The 15025-nt window shown below is 67.0% G+C and carries 13 protein-coding genes; 10 read left to right on the top strand and 3 right to left on the bottom strand.

The features are described 5' to 3' along the window. The first annotated feature begins 29 nt into the window (after positions 1-29). Genes L0D16_RS02420 through L0D16_RS02405 form a run of 4 tightly spaced genes read left to right on the top strand, consistent with a single transcriptional unit; the run spans position 30 to position 5542 of the window. A complete protein-coding gene (locus L0D16_RS02420; protein ID WP_243029771.1) occupies positions 30-1490 on the top strand; it encodes a glycoside hydrolase family 36 protein in 1461 nt (486 codons plus the stop codon). After that, positions 1474-2520: a galactose-1-phosphate uridylyltransferase gene (galT, locus tag L0D16_RS02415; RefSeq protein WP_243029770.1), complete on the top strand. Its 1047-nt coding sequence runs from the start codon at positions 1474-1476 to the stop codon at positions 2518-2520. Before L0D16_RS02420 ends, galT begins: the two co-directional genes overlap by 17 nt. Continuing rightward, positions 2517-4007 carry a glycerol kinase GlpK gene (gene glpK, locus L0D16_RS02410; RefSeq protein ID WP_243029769.1) on the top strand — a complete coding sequence of 497 codons (1491 nt, stop codon included), beginning with the start codon at positions 2517-2519 and terminating at the stop codon, positions 4005-4007. Before galT ends, glpK begins: the two co-directional genes overlap by 4 nt. Further along, positions 4004-5542 carry an FAD-dependent oxidoreductase gene (locus L0D16_RS02405; RefSeq protein ID WP_243029768.1) on the top strand — a complete coding sequence of 513 codons (1539 nt, stop codon included), beginning with the start codon at positions 4004-4006 and terminating at the stop codon, positions 5540-5542. The genes glpK and L0D16_RS02405 overlap by 4 nt, the downstream gene beginning before the upstream one ends. Here the strand turns inward: L0D16_RS02405 and ftsH are convergent. Next, positions 5539-7392: an ATP-dependent zinc metalloprotease FtsH gene (gene ftsH / locus L0D16_RS02400; protein WP_243029767.1), complete on the bottom strand. Its 1854-nt coding sequence runs from the start codon at positions 7390-7392 to the stop codon at positions 5539-5541. The genes L0D16_RS02405 and ftsH overlap by 4 nt on opposite strands. A gap of 73 nt (positions 7393-7465) precedes the next feature. Here ftsH and L0D16_RS02395 point away from each other — a divergent pair, with 73 nt between their 5' ends. After that, positions 7466-8818 carry a tetratricopeptide repeat protein gene (locus tag L0D16_RS02395; protein ID WP_243029766.1) on the top strand — a complete coding sequence of 451 codons (1353 nt, stop codon included), beginning with the start codon at positions 7466-7468 and terminating at the stop codon, positions 8816-8818. Here the strand turns inward: L0D16_RS02395 and L0D16_RS02390 are convergent. Continuing rightward, positions 8815-9852, bottom strand: a complete 1038-nt coding sequence (locus L0D16_RS02390) for a DUF4388 domain-containing protein (protein WP_243029765.1) — start codon at positions 9850-9852, stop codon at positions 8815-8817. The genes L0D16_RS02395 and L0D16_RS02390 overlap by 4 nt on opposite strands. Positions 9853-9855: 3 nt before the next feature. Next, on the bottom strand, positions 9856-10827 hold the full coding sequence (ruvB, locus tag L0D16_RS02385) for a Holliday junction branch migration DNA helicase RuvB (RefSeq protein ID WP_243029909.1): 972 nt from the start codon (positions 10825-10827) through the stop codon (positions 9856-9858). A 30-nt stretch (positions 10828-10857) separates the two neighbouring features. Here ruvB and panB point away from each other — a divergent pair, with 30 nt between their 5' ends. The 5 genes from panB to L0D16_RS02360 all read left to right on the top strand — a co-directional run bounded on the left by panB (position 10858) and on the right by L0D16_RS02360 (position 14933). Next, a complete protein-coding gene (gene panB, locus L0D16_RS02380; protein WP_243029764.1) occupies positions 10858-11643 on the top strand; it encodes a 3-methyl-2-oxobutanoate hydroxymethyltransferase in 786 nt (261 codons plus the stop codon). Between the two features lie 70 nt (positions 11644-11713). After that, positions 11714-12454, top strand: coding sequence for a metal ABC transporter ATP-binding protein (locus L0D16_RS02375; protein ID WP_243029762.1), 741 nt, complete (start codon positions 11714-11716; stop codon positions 12452-12454). Continuing rightward, on the top strand, positions 12447-13253 hold the full coding sequence (locus tag L0D16_RS02370) for a metal ABC transporter permease (protein ID WP_243029760.1): 807 nt from the start codon (positions 12447-12449) through the stop codon (positions 13251-13253). Before L0D16_RS02375 ends, L0D16_RS02370 begins: the two co-directional genes overlap by 8 nt. Before the next feature lie 23 nt (positions 13254-13276). Beyond that, positions 13277-13723, top strand: a complete 447-nt coding sequence (locus tag L0D16_RS02365; protein ID WP_114314050.1) for an RrF2 family transcriptional regulator — start codon at positions 13277-13279, stop codon at positions 13721-13723. A 52-nt stretch (positions 13724-13775) separates the two neighbouring features. Next, a complete protein-coding gene (locus L0D16_RS02360; RefSeq protein ID WP_298628613.1) occupies positions 13776-14933 on the top strand; it encodes a cysteine desulfurase family protein in 1158 nt (385 codons plus the stop codon). Positions 14934-15025 lie beyond the last annotated feature (92 nt).

Raw genomic sequence — 15025 nt, 5'->3', positions numbered from 1 at the left:
GGCAGCAGGGAGAAGCCTGTGGAGGGGCCATGCGGCTAGAGTTTTGGGATGCCTTGCGGGGAAGCCGCCTCGAGGTGGGGGTCACGGCAGCCTCCTCGGAACCGGTTTCCGGGGGGTATCTCCTGAGGGGAAGGGAGGTTCGGGCCTTTGCGCCCTCTAGGGGGGTGCGGTTTTTCCGCCACGGGTGGCAGAGCTGGAGCCTGTCCGCCTGGGTGGACCTAGGGGAGCCCCCCAAGCCCCTTCTCCCCAAGGAGCGCCGCCCTCAGTCCGATGATCCCTTTCTTCTGGAGGCGGCGGAGTGGGGGAGGGCCTGGTGGGGTAGCGGCCTTGGGGCCTTGCGCCTTCCCGATGGCCAGGTTCTCCTCCTGGGGGCCTTGGACCTGGGGGCCAGGGTTTTGGGGCGGCAGGAGGTGCTTTTGGGGCGGTATGCCTCGGGGGAGGGCCGCTGGTTCTTGGCCTATGGACCGGAAGAGGAGGTTTTTCCCGCCTACGCCAGCCACCTTCCCCGGCGCCCTTCCGGAAAGCCCCCTAGGGTGTGGTGCTCCTGGTATGGCTACTACACCCGCATCAGCGAGGCCTTGCTCCTCGCCGCCTTGGAGGAGGTGGCCCACTTCCCCTTTGAGGTCTTCCAGATTGACGATGGCTGGCAGCGGGCCCTTGGGGACTGGGAGGCCAACGGTCGCTTCCCCCGGGGAATGGCCTTTTTGGCGGAGAGGATCCGGGAAAAGGGCCTCAGGGCCGGGCTATGGCTGGCACCCTTTCTGCTGACCCCGGACAGCCCCCTGGGGCACGCCCGCCCCGAGTGGGTGCTTAGGGATGGGGAAGGCCGGCCCGTCCCAGCGGGATTTAACTGGGGAAGACCCCTTTACGCCTTAGACTCGGGGAACGAGGAGGTTTTGCAATACGTGGCTGGCCTGGTGCATAAGGTCCGGGAGTGGGGGTACGATTACATCAAGCTGGACTTTCTCTATGCGGCTGCCCTTCCCGGGGCCGAGGGAGAGGGGCGGTACCGAGAGGCCATGGAACGGATACGGGAGGAAGCGGGTGGCGCTTATCTTCTCTTCTGCGGGGCCCCCATCCTGGCCTCCTTGGGGCTTGCCGATGGCCTGCGGGTGGGACCGGATGTGGCCCCCTACTGGGACAACGAGGACCGCTCCTTCTGGCTTCAGGACCCCACGGGCCCCGGGCTAAAGAATGCCCTCCGCACCACCCTGCACCGGCTGTGGCTTCGGGAAAACGTGCAGGTGGACCCGGATGTGGCCTATTTCCGAAGCCGTTTCTCCTTGCTGACCCCTGAAGAGAGGCGCCTCCAGGAGGCCATGGGGGAGATCACCGGCTTCAAGGCCACTTCCGACCCCCCCTCCTGGCTTACCCCGGAAGAGAGGGAAAGGCTTTTGGCCTTTCTGAGCCAGGACCAGGCGGTAAACCGGCTTGGCCCCTACCGCTTCCAGGTGGGGGAGGAGGTCTTGGACTATGCTTCCCTACTATAGGCGGGTCCACCGCAAAGCGGATGGACGGGAGCTCATCCTTTACGGGCTCCGTCCCCTCGAGGACCCCCCCCTCCCGGAGCCCGCCGAGCCCTTCAGCCCCGCTCCCCACCTCCGCTACCATCCCCTGCGGCAGGAATGGGTGGTCTACGCCGCCCACCGTCAGGAGCGCACCTTTTTGCCCCCCAAGGAGCACTGCCCCCTTTGCCCTAGCCGGGAAGGGGGTTTCCCCACGGAGATCCCCTTCGCCCGCTTCCAGGTGGCGGTCTTTGAGAACCGCTTTCCCTCCCTGGGGCCAAGCCCCACCCCTCCCCCGGAAGGGTTGCCCGTTCCCGCAGGGGAGGCTTTAGGCCGCTGCGAGGTGGTGGTCTACACCCAGGCCCACGTGGGGAGCCTGGCCACCCTCAAGGAGGAGGAAAGGCTGCTTTTGGCTTGGGTTTGGCGGGAGCGGTACCAGGCCCTGTATGCCCTAAAGGGCGTCCAGTTCGTCATGCCCTTTGAAAACCGGGGGGAGGCGGTGGGGGTGACCCTGCACCACCCCCATGGGCAGATCTACGCCTACCCCTGGGTGCCCCCCATCTTGGAGCGAGAAAGCCAGGCCTTCCGGGAGAGGCCGGTGCTCCTCGAGCTTCTTCCCCACTTGCAGCCCTACCGGGTGGACCAGGAGGAGGGGTTCTTAGCCTTCGTACCCCCCTTTGCCCGTTACCCCTATGAGGTTTGGGTGGTCCCTCGGCAGCGCCACCCCGGGCTTTGGACCCTTTCCCATGAGGAGATGGCCGCCTTCGCCCGCCTTCTGGGCCGGGTGGTGGCCCGCTACGACGCCCTTTTCGGGGAGGCCTTTCCCTACGTCATGGTCTTCCACGCAGCCCCCCTAGGGGAGGAGCGCACCTTCCATTTCCACGTGGAGTTCTATCCGCCCAAACGGGCCAAGGACAAGCTCAAGTTCCTGGCGGGCACGGAGCTGGGAGCGGGTACCTTTGTGGTGGACGCCTTGCCCGAGGAAACGGCAAAAAGGCTACGGGAGGTCTTATGAAATACCTTTTGGCCCTGGACCAGGGTACCAGCAGCAGCCGGGCCCTCCTTTTTACCTTGCAGGGGGAGCCTGTGGCCATGGCCCGGCGGGAGTTCCGGCAGCTTTACCCCCGGCCCGGCTGGGTGGAGCACGACCCCCTGGAGATCTGGGAAAGCCAGCTGCAGGCGGCCCAGGAGGTCCTGGCAAGGGCGGGGGTGGAGGCCCAGGAGGTGGTGGCGTTAGGGCTTACCAACCAGCGGGAGACCACCCTGGTGTTTGAGAGGGGGACGGGAAGGCCCCTCCATAACGCCATCGTCTGGCAGGACCGGCGCACGGCCCCTTGGTGCCAGACCCTTAAGGCCCAAGGTTGGGAGCCCCTTTTCCGGGAGCGCACCGGGCTCCTTCTGGACCCCTACTTCTCCGGCACCAAGCTGGCCTGGCTTCTGGAGAACGTGCCTGGCCTCAGGGAGAAGGCGGAAAAGGGGGAGGCCCTGTTCGGCACCGTGGACACCTGGCTCCTCTACCGCCTCACCGGGGGGAAGGTCCATGCCACCGACCCCTCCAACGCCAGCCGCACCCTGCTTTTTAACCTGCATACCCTCTCCTGGGACCAGGAACTCCTAGACGTCTTGGGGATTCCCCGGGCCATGCTTCCCGAGGTGCGCCCCTCGGCGGGGGATTTTGGGGAAACCCTGCCCGGGCTTTTGGGCGAGGCCCTTCCCATCCGCGGGGTTCTTGGGGACCAGCAGGCGGCCCTTTTCGGGCAGGCAGCCTTGGGGGCGGGGGAGGGGAAGTGCACCTACGGTACCGGGGCTTTCTTGCTGCTGCACACAGGGGAGCGGCCGGTGCTCTCCAAGAAGGGCCTCCTCGCCACCGTGGCCTGGAGCCTGGGGGATAGGGCCAGCTACGCCCTGGAGGGGAGCGTGTTCATGGCGGGGGCGGTGGTGGGGTGGCTTAAGGACCTGGGCCTGGTGCAGGAGAGCGCCCAGGTGGAGGCCTTGGCCCGGGAGGTGGCGGACACCGGGGGCGTGTACCTGGTCCCGGCCTTCACGGGCCTGGGGGCCCCCTACTGGGACCCTTACGCCCGGGGGGCCATTTTGGGCCTCACCCGGGGCACCGGCAAGGCCCACCTGGCCCGGGCGGCCTTGGAGGGGGTGGCCTTCCAGGTGGCGGACGTGGTGCGGGCCATGGAGGAGGAGGCGGGTCTACTCCTGAAGGAACTCCGTGTGGATGGGGGAATGGCCCAAAACCCCTTGTTCCTGGAGATCCAGGCGGACCTTCTGGGGGTGCCGGTCCTGAGGCCCAAGGTTACGGAGACCACCGCCTTGGGGGCGGCCCTGATGGCGGGGGTGGGAGCAGGGGCGCTGGGGCTGGAGGAGGTGAAGGGGGCCTGGACCCTGGAGGCGCGCTTTGACCCCCGGATGCCGGAGGAAAAGCGGAAGGCCCTCCATGGGGGTTGGCGGCGGGCGGTGGAGCGGGCCCTGGGCTGGGCAAGGGAGGAGGGATGAGCCCAAGCCGCGAGGAGCTTTGGGAAGGGCTCAAAGGGCCTTGGGACCTCCTGATCCTGGGGGGTGGGGCCACGGGGGCGGGGGTCCTTTGGGAGGCCACCCTGAGGGGCCTACGGGCGGCCTTGGTGGAGGCGGGGGACTTCGGCATGGGTACCAGCAGCCGCTCCACCAAGCTGCTCCACGGGGGGGTGCGCTACCTGGAGCTGGCCTTCAAGGAACGGAACCCCAAGCAGCTCCGCCTGGTGCGGGAGGCCCTAGGGGAACGCCAGGTGGTGATGGGCCTGGCCCCGCACCTGGCGCGGCCCCTCACCCTCCTCACCCCCCTCTTCCGCCCCCTCGAGCTCCCCTATTATTGGGTGGGTCTAAAGCTCTACGACCTCCTGGCGGGGGCCAGGCGCCTGGCCCCAAGCCGCTACGCTTCCCCCAAGGAGGTGGGGGTCCTTTTCCCCGACCTCCCCCCCACCTTGGGGGGCATCCTCTACCAGGACGGCCAGTTCGCCGACCATCGCCTGAACCTGGCCCTCATCCTCTCCGCCCTAAGCCGGAAGGCGGTGGCCCTAAACTACGCGGAGGCCACGGGCTTTCTTCTGAAGGAGGGGAGGGTGCGGGGTGCGGTGGTGAAGGACCGCCTTACGGGCCAAGAGGTGGAGGTCTGGGCCCAGGCGGTGGTGAACGCCACCGGGCCCCAGGCGGACCGGGTGCGCCGGCTTCTGGACCCTCACCTCCCACCTCTCCTCACCCCCTCCAGCGGGGCCCACCTGGTCCTGGACTACCCCTTAAAGGTGGGCCTCCTCCTGCCCAGGACGCGGGATGGCCGGGTTCTTTTTCTCCTGCCCTGGCAGGGCAAGGCCCTTCTGGGCACCACCGACCTCCTGGCCGAGGCCAGGGCCTGCCCTCTTCCCCGGGAGGAGGAGGTGGCCTACCTCCTGGAGGAGATCCGTCCCTACCTGAGGGACCTTTCGGACAGGGTCCTGGCCGCCTGGGCGGGCCTCCGGCCCCTGGTGGGGAAAGGGGAGACCAAAAGGCTGGAGCGGGACCACCTCATCGTGGAGGAAAAGGGGCTTTACACCCTCACCGGGGGCAAGTGGACCACCTTCCGCCTCATGGCCTTGGACCTACTGGAACGCCTGGCCCGGGACCTCTCCCTCCACCTTCCCCCCTCCCAAAGCCACTGCACCCTCCTCCTGGGGGCGGGGCCCAAGCCCCCCTTGCCCCTTCCGGAGGAGGTGGCGGCGCACCTTTATGGCCACTACGGCACCCGGGCGGGGGAGGTGGTGGCCCTGGGGGATCGGCCCCTGCTCCCAGGGCTACCCTACCTGGAGGGGGAGGTGGTTTTTGCCGTAAGGGAGGAGCTGGCGCAAAGGCCTTTGGACGTGCTGGCCCGCAGGATGGGCCTGGCCCTTTTGGACCGGAAGCGGGCAGAGGAGGCCTTGCCCCGGGTGGTGGACCTCATGGCCCCCCTCCTGGGGTGGGATGAGCCCACAAAAGAGGCCCTTCTTTCCGAGGCCAGAAGGGCCCTTCCTGCCCTTTGCTAGGGGCTTTCCTCCGAGGCCCTCTGCACCGGCTGCGTTTCCTTAAGGATGGCCCGCACCCGCTCCCCGGGGATGGTTTCCTCCCGGAGGAGCTCCTCGGCGATCCTGTGCATGGCCTCCGCATGGGCCATGAGAACCTGGCGAGCCTTGGCGTAGGCCTCGTCCAGGATTTGGCGGATGTCCTGGTCAATGAGGCGGGCGGTTTCCTCGGAGTGGTCCTTTTTCTTGGCGATCTCCTCTCCCAGGAAGATGGGGCCCGAGTCCGAACCCCAAGCGATGTTCCTGAAGTGCTCCCCCATGCCCCAGTCCAGGACCATGCGCTTGGCGATCTGGGTGGCCCGCTTGAAGTCGTCCTGGGCCCCGGTGGTCACGGTGCCGGTGAAAAGCTCCTCCGCCACCCGGCCCGCCATGAGGACGGCCAGCTCGTCCATGAGGTGGTCCTTGGAGACCAAGACCCTCTCCTCCGGCTTGCTCCAGCGGGCGCCCAAGGCCATGCCCCTAGGGACGATGGAGACCTTCTCGGTTTTGTCGGCGTGGGGCAGGACCTCCCCCACCACCGCATGCCCCGCCTCGTGGTAGGCCACGGCCCTTTTCTCCTCCTCGGAAAGCTTTAGGGCGGGCCGCTCCAGGCCTAAGACGATCTTGTCCAGGGCCTTGAGGAAGTGCTCCTTGCGGACTTGCTTAGCGCCGTCCCGGGCCGCCAGCAGGGCCGCCTCGTTCACCAGGTTCTTGAGGTCGGCCCCGGAGAAGCCCGGGGTGAGGTGGGCCAACTCCAGGGCGTCCACGTCCTCGGCCATGGGTTTGCCCCGCATGTGGACCAGGAGGATATCCCGGCGCTCCTCGAGGGCGGGAAGGCCCACCACCACCTGGCGGTCAAAGCGCCCGGGGCGCAGGAGGGCGGGGTCCAGGATATCCGGACGGTTGGTGGCGGCCAGGACGATCACGGAGGTGTCCTTCTCAAAGCCGTCCATCTCGGAAAGGATCTGGTTTAGCGTCTGTTCCCGCTCGTCGTGGCCGCCGCCTATGCCCGCCCCCCGCTTGCGGCCGATGGAGTCCAGCTCATCAATGAAGATGATGCTGGGGGCGTTCCTGCGGGCATCCTCAAAGAGGCTTCGTACCCGGCTTGCTCCCACGCCCACGAACATCTCCATGAACTCGCTGGCGGAAACGGAGAAGAAGGGCACCCCGGCCTCCCCCGCCACCGCCCGGGCCAGGAGGGTCTTGCCGGTTCCTGGTGGCCCCACCAGGAGGACGCCTTTGGGGATTTCTGCCCCTAGTTCCAGGTACTTTTTGGGATTTTTGAGGAAGTCCACCACCTCCATGAGCTCCCGCTTGGCCTCCTCGTGGCCGGCCACGTCCTTGAAGGTAGTGTTCACCTGCTTCTCCTTGCCGTAGAGTTTGGCCCGGCTCTGGCCGAACTGCATCACCTGGCCGGCCCCCCCTTGGGCCCGCATGAAGAAGAACCAGAAGAAGAGGATGAGGAGGACCGTGGGGCCCAGGTAGAGGAGGAACTGGGGCCAGAAGGAAGGGGGCTTGGTCATGATCTTGACCCCGTTTTCCTCCAGAAAGCGCAGGAGCTCGGGATCGGCCACCTGGGCGGGGGGCAAGGGCACGGCGAAGCGCCGGGCCACTTGGCTTCCCCCTTGGGGGGTGGGGAAGCGTTCCGGCTCTTTAAGGGTGCCCAGGATCCGGGTTTCCTCTAGGACCACCTCGGCCACCCTGCCTTCCCGTACCAGCTTGCGAAACTCGGTGTAGGAAAGGGTAGGGGCCGGAGGGCCCGTGAAGGCGGTGTAGGCCAGATAGCCTAGAAGGAGCAAAAAGATCAGGGTGAAAGGGTTAATCCGCTGCGGCAAGGTCTACCTCCCTGGTCCTATGGTAGCGCCTTTAGGGTGAGAGGATTGAGGGCTGTGGTATCCTCAAGCGGCGATGAGGGGGGTCCTCGAGGCCCTGCACCACGGGGATTACGATACCGCCATTGAGCGCCTCACCCGCAAGGCCCTTTTCGGCTCCAAGGAGGAGGCCAAGGAGGCCCTTCTCCTCCTGGCGGAGGTGCATAGCCTCTACGGGGAGGAGGGGCGGGAGAAGGCCCACCGGGCCCTGGAGGAGGCCTATGAGCTGGGGGGGCTGGAGTACGACCCCCTGTACCGGGCCCTTTTGGGGGAGCTTTTGGCCCTCGAGGGCCGGGGGGAGGGGGAGGTGCGGGCCCTTTTCCTCCCCACGGAGGACCCCCGGGCCCGCTACCACCAGGCCCAGGCCCTCTTCTACCTGGGCCGGTTTGAGGAGGTGCTAAGGACCCTTAAGGAAGGGCTTCCCGCCTTTTTGGCCTGGCGGGCGGAGGGGCTTAAGGGAAGGGCCTTGGAACAGCTTGGCCGCTACCCCGAGGCCGCCTTGGCCTACGAGAGGGGGGCGGAGCTGGCCTTGGGCCTGGAGCGCTACTGGCTTCTTTTGGATGCCGCGGCCATGTGGGTGGAGGCGGGGGAGGGGGAAAGGGCCCTCCTGGCCCTGGAGGAGGCCGCGGAGGCCGTGGGGGAAGAACCCCTCGAGGATGCCGCCACCCGCCACTACCTCCTGGCCCGGGCCCACCTCCTCCTGGATAACCCCAACCGGGCCCTGGAGGAGGTGCGGGAGGCCCTAAGACGGGAGGAGGAAAGCGGCCACAAGGCCTACGGCACCCCCCTTTTGCAAGGGCAGATCCTCTTACGCCTGGGGCGCTATCCCGAGGCCATGGCCGCCTTTCAGGAAGCCTTGGCCCGGGCGGAGGGGGTGGAAAGGGGGTATGTCCTCCACGAGATGGCGGTGGCGGCCCTGGACCAGGGGAGCCATCTAGAGGCCGAGGAATACCTGAAGGCCCTCTTGAAGGAGGAAGGCTACCCCTACCGGGCCCAGGCCCTGGCGGACCTGGCCGAGGTCCTGTATCGCCAGGGGCGGTACCAGGAGGCGGAAAGGCTAGCCCAGGAGGCCATGGCGGAAGGGGCTTTGGCCGCGGGGGAGCTCATCCTGGGCCACATCGCCTACGACCTCATGCACCTGGAGGAGGCCTTGGCCCATTACCGCAAGGCGGCGGAGCTCGCCGAGGAGGGAAGCCGGGAGTGGGTGGGGGCCCAGGAGATGGTGGTGGATACCCTGGCCCAGCTGGGCTACCGCTCCCCGGAGGAGATCCTGGCCCGCACCGAGGCGGTGTTGCCCCATGTCCACCCCGCCGACGAGTGGCACCAGGCCCTCCGGGCCTACCGGGAGCGGGCGGAGGCCATTCTCCGGGAAGGGAGGCGGCCCAACTAGCCTCCCCCGCGCCTCAAGGGGGCCAGGGCCTTCAGCACCTCCTGGGCCTTTAGGGGTTTGGGAAGGTGCAAGACCCTAAGGGGGCGGAAGAGAAGCCCCGGCGGGGTTTCGCTCACCAGGTACAAGGAGGCCAGCTTGCCCTCGGGGTGGGCCCTAAGCCTTCGGGCTGTTTCTAAGGCTTTTTCTCCCTGGAGGATGATGGCCTTGGGCCTCTCTTTGAGAAGGCGGAGGGCCATCTCCAGGTCCAAGGGGAGCTGCACCCGGTAGCGGTGGGCCTCCAGGAGGTAGAGAAGGAGCCGCCGCACCACCCCGCTTTCCGCCAACACCAGGACCAGGGGGTCGTCCGCCAGCAGGGTGGAAGGGCGGATCAGCCCCCGGCTTTTCAGTTCAAAGAGGATGTGGTAAACCTGCTCCTCCGGGAGGCCGGAAAGCAAGGCCACGCTTCGCGCCCGGCGCACCCCGTCCAGGAGTTCCAGCACCGCCCAGGCCTCCGGGCTCAGGGGATGGCGGGTGGGGTCCTCCACCAGGTGGAAGACCTCGTGGGGATCCACCTGGCCCTGGCGCCACTCGTCCAGGCGCCGGGCCGCTTCCAGAAGGGTAGCCTTGGTTTCCAGGGTCTGGGGAAGGGCCACTTGGCTTCCTTCCACCAGGGGCTCGGCCAGGATCTCCCCCTCCTTCTCCCCCAGCAGGGTGGCCAGGGCCTCGAGGACCTGGGCCTCCAGGGCCTCTTTAAGCTCCTCCTCCCCGATGAGGCCCAGTTCCAGGGCCAAGGCCCCCAAGGGGGTTCCCGGGTTTTCCCGCCCCTGGCGCTCCACCAGTTCTTGAACCTCATCCAGAGAAAGGTGGCCAAGGCGCACCAGGTACTCCCCCAGGTGGGGTCCCGGTTCGGTGCGGGCGTAGAGGATGCGCCCGTGAAGGAGATGGATCCGGCCATAGAGGCGCCCCTGGAAGGTGACCACGGCGCTTTTACGGTGGTCGGCCAGGACCTTCAGCAGTTCCGCCAGGTCCAGTTCCTCCAGGGTAGCCCTTACCATGGCCTAGAGGAGGGGTTCCACGGGAGGGGGGTAGCCCAGGTGGCGGTAGGCCCGCTCCGTGGCCACCCTTCCCCGGGGGGTGCGCTTCAGGAGGCCCTGCTGGATGAGATAAGGTTCATGGACTTCTTCCAGGGTGCCCGGGTCCTCGGAAAGGGCGGTGGCCAGGGTTTGCAGGCCCACCGGGCCCCCGCCAAAGCGCAGGATCAGGGTTTCCAGGATCTCCCGGTCCCGCCTTTCCAAGCCCAGCTCGTCCAGGCCGAGGGCGTTTAGGGCCTCGAGGGCCCGTTCCTGGGTGATGGTTTCCTCCCCCGCCACCTGGGCGAAGTCCCGCACCCGTCGGAAAAGCCGTTTGGCGATGCGCATGGTCCCCCGGCTCCTGCGGGCGATCTCCAAGGCGGCCTCCTGGGTGATGGCGATCCCCAAAAGCCTGGCGTCCCGCCGAACCCCCTCGGAGAGCTCCTCCAAGGAGTAGTACTCCAGGTGCTCCACGATGCCGAACCGGCTCCTGAGGGGGGCGGTGATGAGGCCCGGGCGGGTGGTGGCCCCGATCAAGGTGAAGCGGGGAAGCTCCAGGCGGATGGTGCGGGCCGCAGGTCCCTGGCCGATGACGATGTCCATCTTGAAGTCCTCCATGGCCGGGTAAAGGTGTTCCTCCGCCTGGCGGCTTAGGCGGTGGATCTCGTCAATGAAGAGGATGTCCCCTTCCTCCAGGGAGTTGGCCAGGATGGCGGCCAGGTCCCCCGGCTTCTCTATGGCCGGCCCCGAGGTAACCCGGAGGTTGACCCCCAGCTCATGGGCGATCACGTGGGCCAGGGTGGTCTTGCCCAGGCCCGGGGGCCCGAAGAGGAGGAGGTGCTCCAGGGGTTCGCCCCGGGCCTTGGCGGCCTCGAGGTAGACCCTCAGTTTCTTTTTCAACCTCTCCTGGCCGATGTACTCGTCCAGGGTCTTGGGCCTTAGGGCGAGGTCCGGGTGCACGTCCACGCCCTTTCATGATAGCCTCTTCCCGTGCGCCGGACGGTAAAGGACTTTCGCCATGCGAAGGGCCAAAGGCTGGTCTACCTCACCGCTTACGACTACCCCACGGCCCGCCTAGCGGAAAGCGCGGGGGTGGACGCCATCCTAGTGGGGGATTCCCTGGGCATGGTGGTATTGGGCTACCCCTCCACGGTTCCCGTCACCCTGGAGGAGATGCTCCACCACACCAAGGCGGCCAGGCGGGGCGCCCCGGATACCTTCTTGGTGGCCGATCTACCCTATCTTTCCTACGCCACCTTGGACCGGGCGCTGGCTTCCGCGGAAAGGCTTATGAAGGAAGGCGGGGCGGATGCGGTGAAGCTGGAGGGTGGGGAGGAGGTGGCGGGGATCGTCTTGGGCCTCACCCGGGCGGGGGTTCCGGTTTTGGGGCACGTGGGCCTTACCCCCCAGACGGCCAGCCAGCTTGGGGGATACAGGCTTCAGGGGAAGCGTCCTGAAGAGGCCGAGCGCATCCTTAGGGGGGCCTTGGCCCTGGAGGAGGCGGGGGCCTATGGGGTGGTGCTGGAGATGGTGCCCACGGGCCTGGCCAAGGAGGTCACGGAGAGGCTATCCGTCCACACCGTCGGCATTGGGGCCGGGCCTTACACGGACGCCCAGGTCCTGGTCTTTCACGACGTGGTGGGGCTTTATGGGGAGTTCAAACCCCGGTTCGTGAAGCGCTACCTGGAGGGGGGAAGGCTTTTCCACGAGGCCCTTTCCGAGTACGTACGGGAGGTGCGGGAAGGGGTTTTCCCAGGGGAGGACCACAGCTTTTAGGGCTTCCGTGGGCTTGGGTCCGGTGGGGCGTGGCTTGACGGGTTAGTTGAGAATGGACTAGCGTTATTGTGTGTTGGCCCTCGAGGTCCACCACCTGTCCGTGCGCTTCGGGGAGTTCCAGGCCCTGGAGGGCGTCAGCCTGGATGTGCCCCAAGGGGCCTTCGTGGCCATTGTGGGCCCCAACGGGGCGGGGAAGAGCACCCTTTTGAAGGCCATCCTGGGCCTGGTGCCCTTCCGGGGTGAGGTTCGGGTCCTGGGGCGCCCCCTAGCGGAAACCGATCCTTTGTGGTTCGGCTACGTGCCCCAGATCAAAACCTTTGACCGCACCTTTCCCGCCCTGGCCTTGGAGTTGGTGGCCACGGGCCTTAGACGGCGCTGGCCTTTCCGTCTTTCCCCTAGGGAACGGGAGGAGGCGCTTTCTGCTCTCAGGCGGGTGGGGGCCGAGGAGCTGGCCTTCCGCTCCTTAGGCCGGCTTTCCGGGGGGCAGCTCCAGCGGGTCTATCTGGCCCGGGCCCTGATCCGTAGGCCCAAAATCCTCCTTCTGGACGAGCCCGCCACCGGGGTGGACCGGGTGGGGGAGGTGGACCTGTACCGGTACCTGGAGGCCTACCAGGAGGAGTCAGGGGCCACGGTGCTCATGATCACCCACGACTGGGAGGCGGCCCACCACGCCAGCCACGTCCTGGTGATGAACCGGAGGGTGGTGGGCTTCGGTCCCCCGGAGAGGGCCCTCACCGAAGGGTGCCTGCGCCAGGCCTTCGGCCACCTGGGCCATGCCCACGGGCTATACCTGGGGGGTGGGCATGCTTGAGGCTTTGGGTTATCCCTTTTTCCAGCGGGCCCTTTGCGCAGGGCTTCTGGTGAGTCTTCTTTCCGGATTCCTTTCCCCCTTCGTGGTGCAAAGGCGGCTTTCCTTCCTGGGGGATGGGCTGGCCCATGCCGCCTTCGCTGGGGTGGCCTTGGGGCTTTTCCTAAGGGGAGAACCCCTTTGGTTTGCCCTGCCCTTCACCTTCTTGGTGGCCATGGCCATCACCTTGGTGAAGGAGAAGACCGAGCTCTCCGAGGACACCGCCATCGGGGTCTTCTTTGCCCTTTCGGTGGCCCTGGGGGCCGTCTTCCTCTCCAAGGCCAAGGGGTACGTGGGGGATGCCATGGGCTACCTCTTTGGCTCCCTTTTGGCTGTGGGGGCGGCAGACCTTTGGGCCATGGCCCTCCTCCTGCTCCTGGCCCTGCTTCTCCTACCCCTCTGGGGACCTTTGGCCTACGCCACCTTTGACCGGGAGCTGGCCCTTTCCGACCGGGTACCGGTGGTCCTCCACGACTACCTCCTCTCCGGCTTCCTCGCCGTGAGCCTGGTGCTGGCGGTGAAGGTGGTGGGGATCATTCTGGTGGCGGCCTTTTTGGTGATCCCCGGGGCGGTGGCCAGGCTCCTAAGCCCCACCTTTGCTGGGCTTACCCTCCTCTCCTTGGCGCTTTCGGTCCTGTCCACGGTCCTGGGCCTCTTTCTCTCCTTCCTCCTGGACTGGCCCAGCGGGGCCAGCATCGTGCTGTTGCAGGCCGCCTTGTTCGGCCTGGCCTTTGTGAAAACCGTGTTTTCCGGGGGGAAATGAGGCCTTTGCGGTATACTGGGGGCATGTGGGTGTCCACGAAGGCCCAGTACGGCCTCAGGGCCCTGGTGGAGATCGGCCTTAGGGCTCCCGAGGCGGTGCCCCTCAAGGAGGTGGCCGAGGCCCAGGGCATCAGCCAGCACTACCTGGAGCAGATCGCCGCCCAGCTCAGGCGCTCGGGGTTCATCCGCTCCGTGCGGGGGGCCAAGGGGGGGTACCGCCTGGCCCGCCCGCCCGAAAAGGTGACCGCCCTGGAGGTGGTGGAGTCCTTGGAGGGAAGCCTGGCGCCCGTGTCCTGCATTGAGGACCCCGAGGCCTGCGCCAAGGTAGGGCAGTGCTCCACGGAACTCCTTTGGAAGCGGGTGGACCTGGCCATGCGCCAGGTCTTAGGGGGAACCACCCTGAAAGACCTCATTGAGGAGCGGAAGCTCATTGAGGCCAAGCGCCTTATCCAGCTCCAGCCCACGGGTTAAGTCTCAGGCGGCTTCGGCTTAGCCTTGGTGGCTGCCCCAAGGGGGGCTTGCCGTGGACGTGGGGCCGAAGGCCGAGGAGGAGGATACCTTGCAGATCTATCTGGATTATGCGGCCACCACGCCCTTGGACAACGAGGTCCAGGAGGCCATGCGCCAAGTGGAAGGGGTTTTTGGCAACCCCAACAGCATCCACCGCTTTGGCCAGGAGGCCCGACGGGTGCTGGAAGGAGCCCGGGAACGGATTGCCGGCCTCCTGGGGGTGCGCCCCCGGGAGGTGGTCTTTACCGGTTCGGGTTCCGAGGCGGATGCCCTGGCCCTCCTGGGGGTGGCCCTGGCCAAGGGGAAGGGGCATGTGGTGAGCACGGAGGTGGAGCACTCCGCGGTCTTGGGGGCCTTGCGGCTTCTTGAGCGCCTGGGCTTTTCCGTGACCCGGCTCAAGCCCGATCGTTTCGGTTTGGTCTACCCCGAGCAGGTGGAGGAGGCCCTAAGGCCCGATACCATCCTGGTGAGCGTGATGGCCGCCAACAACGAGCTGGGCACCCTTTACCCCATCCGGGAGATGGCCCATATCGCCCAGGCCCACGGGGTCCTCTTCCACACCGACGCCGTGCAGGCCGTCGGACAGGTGCCCTTCCGGGTGGACGAGGTGGGGGCGGACCTGGTCTCCTTGAGCGCCCACAAGTTCTATGGCCCCAAGGGGATCGGGGCCCTGGTGGTGCGCCAGGGCGTGGACCTCTTCCCCTTGGTTCCCGGCAAGCAGGAGGGGGGAAGACGGGGGGGGACGCAAAGCCCCCTTTTGGCCCAGGGGATGGCGGTGGCCTTGGAGAAGGCCCTAAGGCTTTTGCCCGAGGAGTCCGCCCGGCTTCTGGCCTTGCGGAGGCGCCTCGAGGCGGGCCTGCTTTCCCTGGAGGGGGTGGAGCTCAACGGCCATCCCGAGCGCCGCCTTCCCAAGCTGGTTAACGTGACGGTGAAGGGAGCGGATGGGGAGGCCCTGCTTCTCGCCATGGACCTCCTGGGGGTGGCGGTCTCCTCGGGCTCGGCGTGTTCCGCGGGGAGCCTGGAGCCCTCCCACGTCCTTCTGGCCATTGGCCGCTCCCCCAAGGAGGCCCGGGCTTCCCTGCGCTTCTCCTTGGGCCGCTACACCACCGAGGCCGAGGTGGACCGGGCGGTGGAGGTGTTCCGGGAAGCGGTGGTCCGGGCCCGGGGCTAGGGGTTCCTCTTGGCGAACTCCTCGCGAAGCTCCCGCCTTAGGATCTTCCCCACGCTGGTCTTGGGGAGGCTATCGCGGAACTGGATGATGCG

This window comes from Thermus altitudinis (assembly GCF_022760835.1).
Lineage (GTDB): Bacteria > Deinococcota > Deinococci > Deinococcales > Thermaceae > Thermus > Thermus altitudinis.
The sequence above is the reverse complement of the archived record's forward strand: the minus strand, read 5'-3'. Positions and strand labels throughout refer to the sequence as shown.

Bases quoted from the DNA above. Each gene is read 5' to 3' on its own strand.
- L0D16_RS02420 (WP_243029771.1), top strand. From the start codon at position 30: ATGCGGCTAGAGTTTTGGGATGCCTTGCGGGGAAGCCGCCTCGAGGTG.
- galT (WP_243029770.1), top strand. From the start codon at position 1,474: ATGCTTCCCTACTATAGGCGGGTCCACCGCAAAGCGGATGGACGGGAG.
- glpK (WP_243029769.1), top strand. From the start codon at position 2,517: ATGAAATACCTTTTGGCCCTGGACCAGGGTACCAGCAGCAGCCGGGCC.
- L0D16_RS02405 (WP_243029768.1), top strand. From the start codon at position 4,004: ATGAGCCCAAGCCGCGAGGAGCTTTGGGAAGGGCTCAAAGGGCCTTGG.
- L0D16_RS02395 (WP_243029766.1), top strand. From the start codon at position 7,466: ATGAGGGGGGTCCTCGAGGCCCTGCACCACGGGGATTACGATACCGCC.
- L0D16_RS02390 (WP_243029765.1), bottom strand. From the start codon at position 9,852: ATGGTAAGGGCTACCCTGGAGGAACTGGACCTGGCGGAACTGCTGAAG.
- L0D16_RS02370 (WP_243029760.1), top strand. From the start codon at position 12,447: ATGCTTGAGGCTTTGGGTTATCCCTTTTTCCAGCGGGCCCTTTGCGCA.
- L0D16_RS02365 (WP_114314050.1), top strand. From the start codon at position 13,277: ATGTGGGTGTCCACGAAGGCCCAGTACGGCCTCAGGGCCCTGGTGGAG.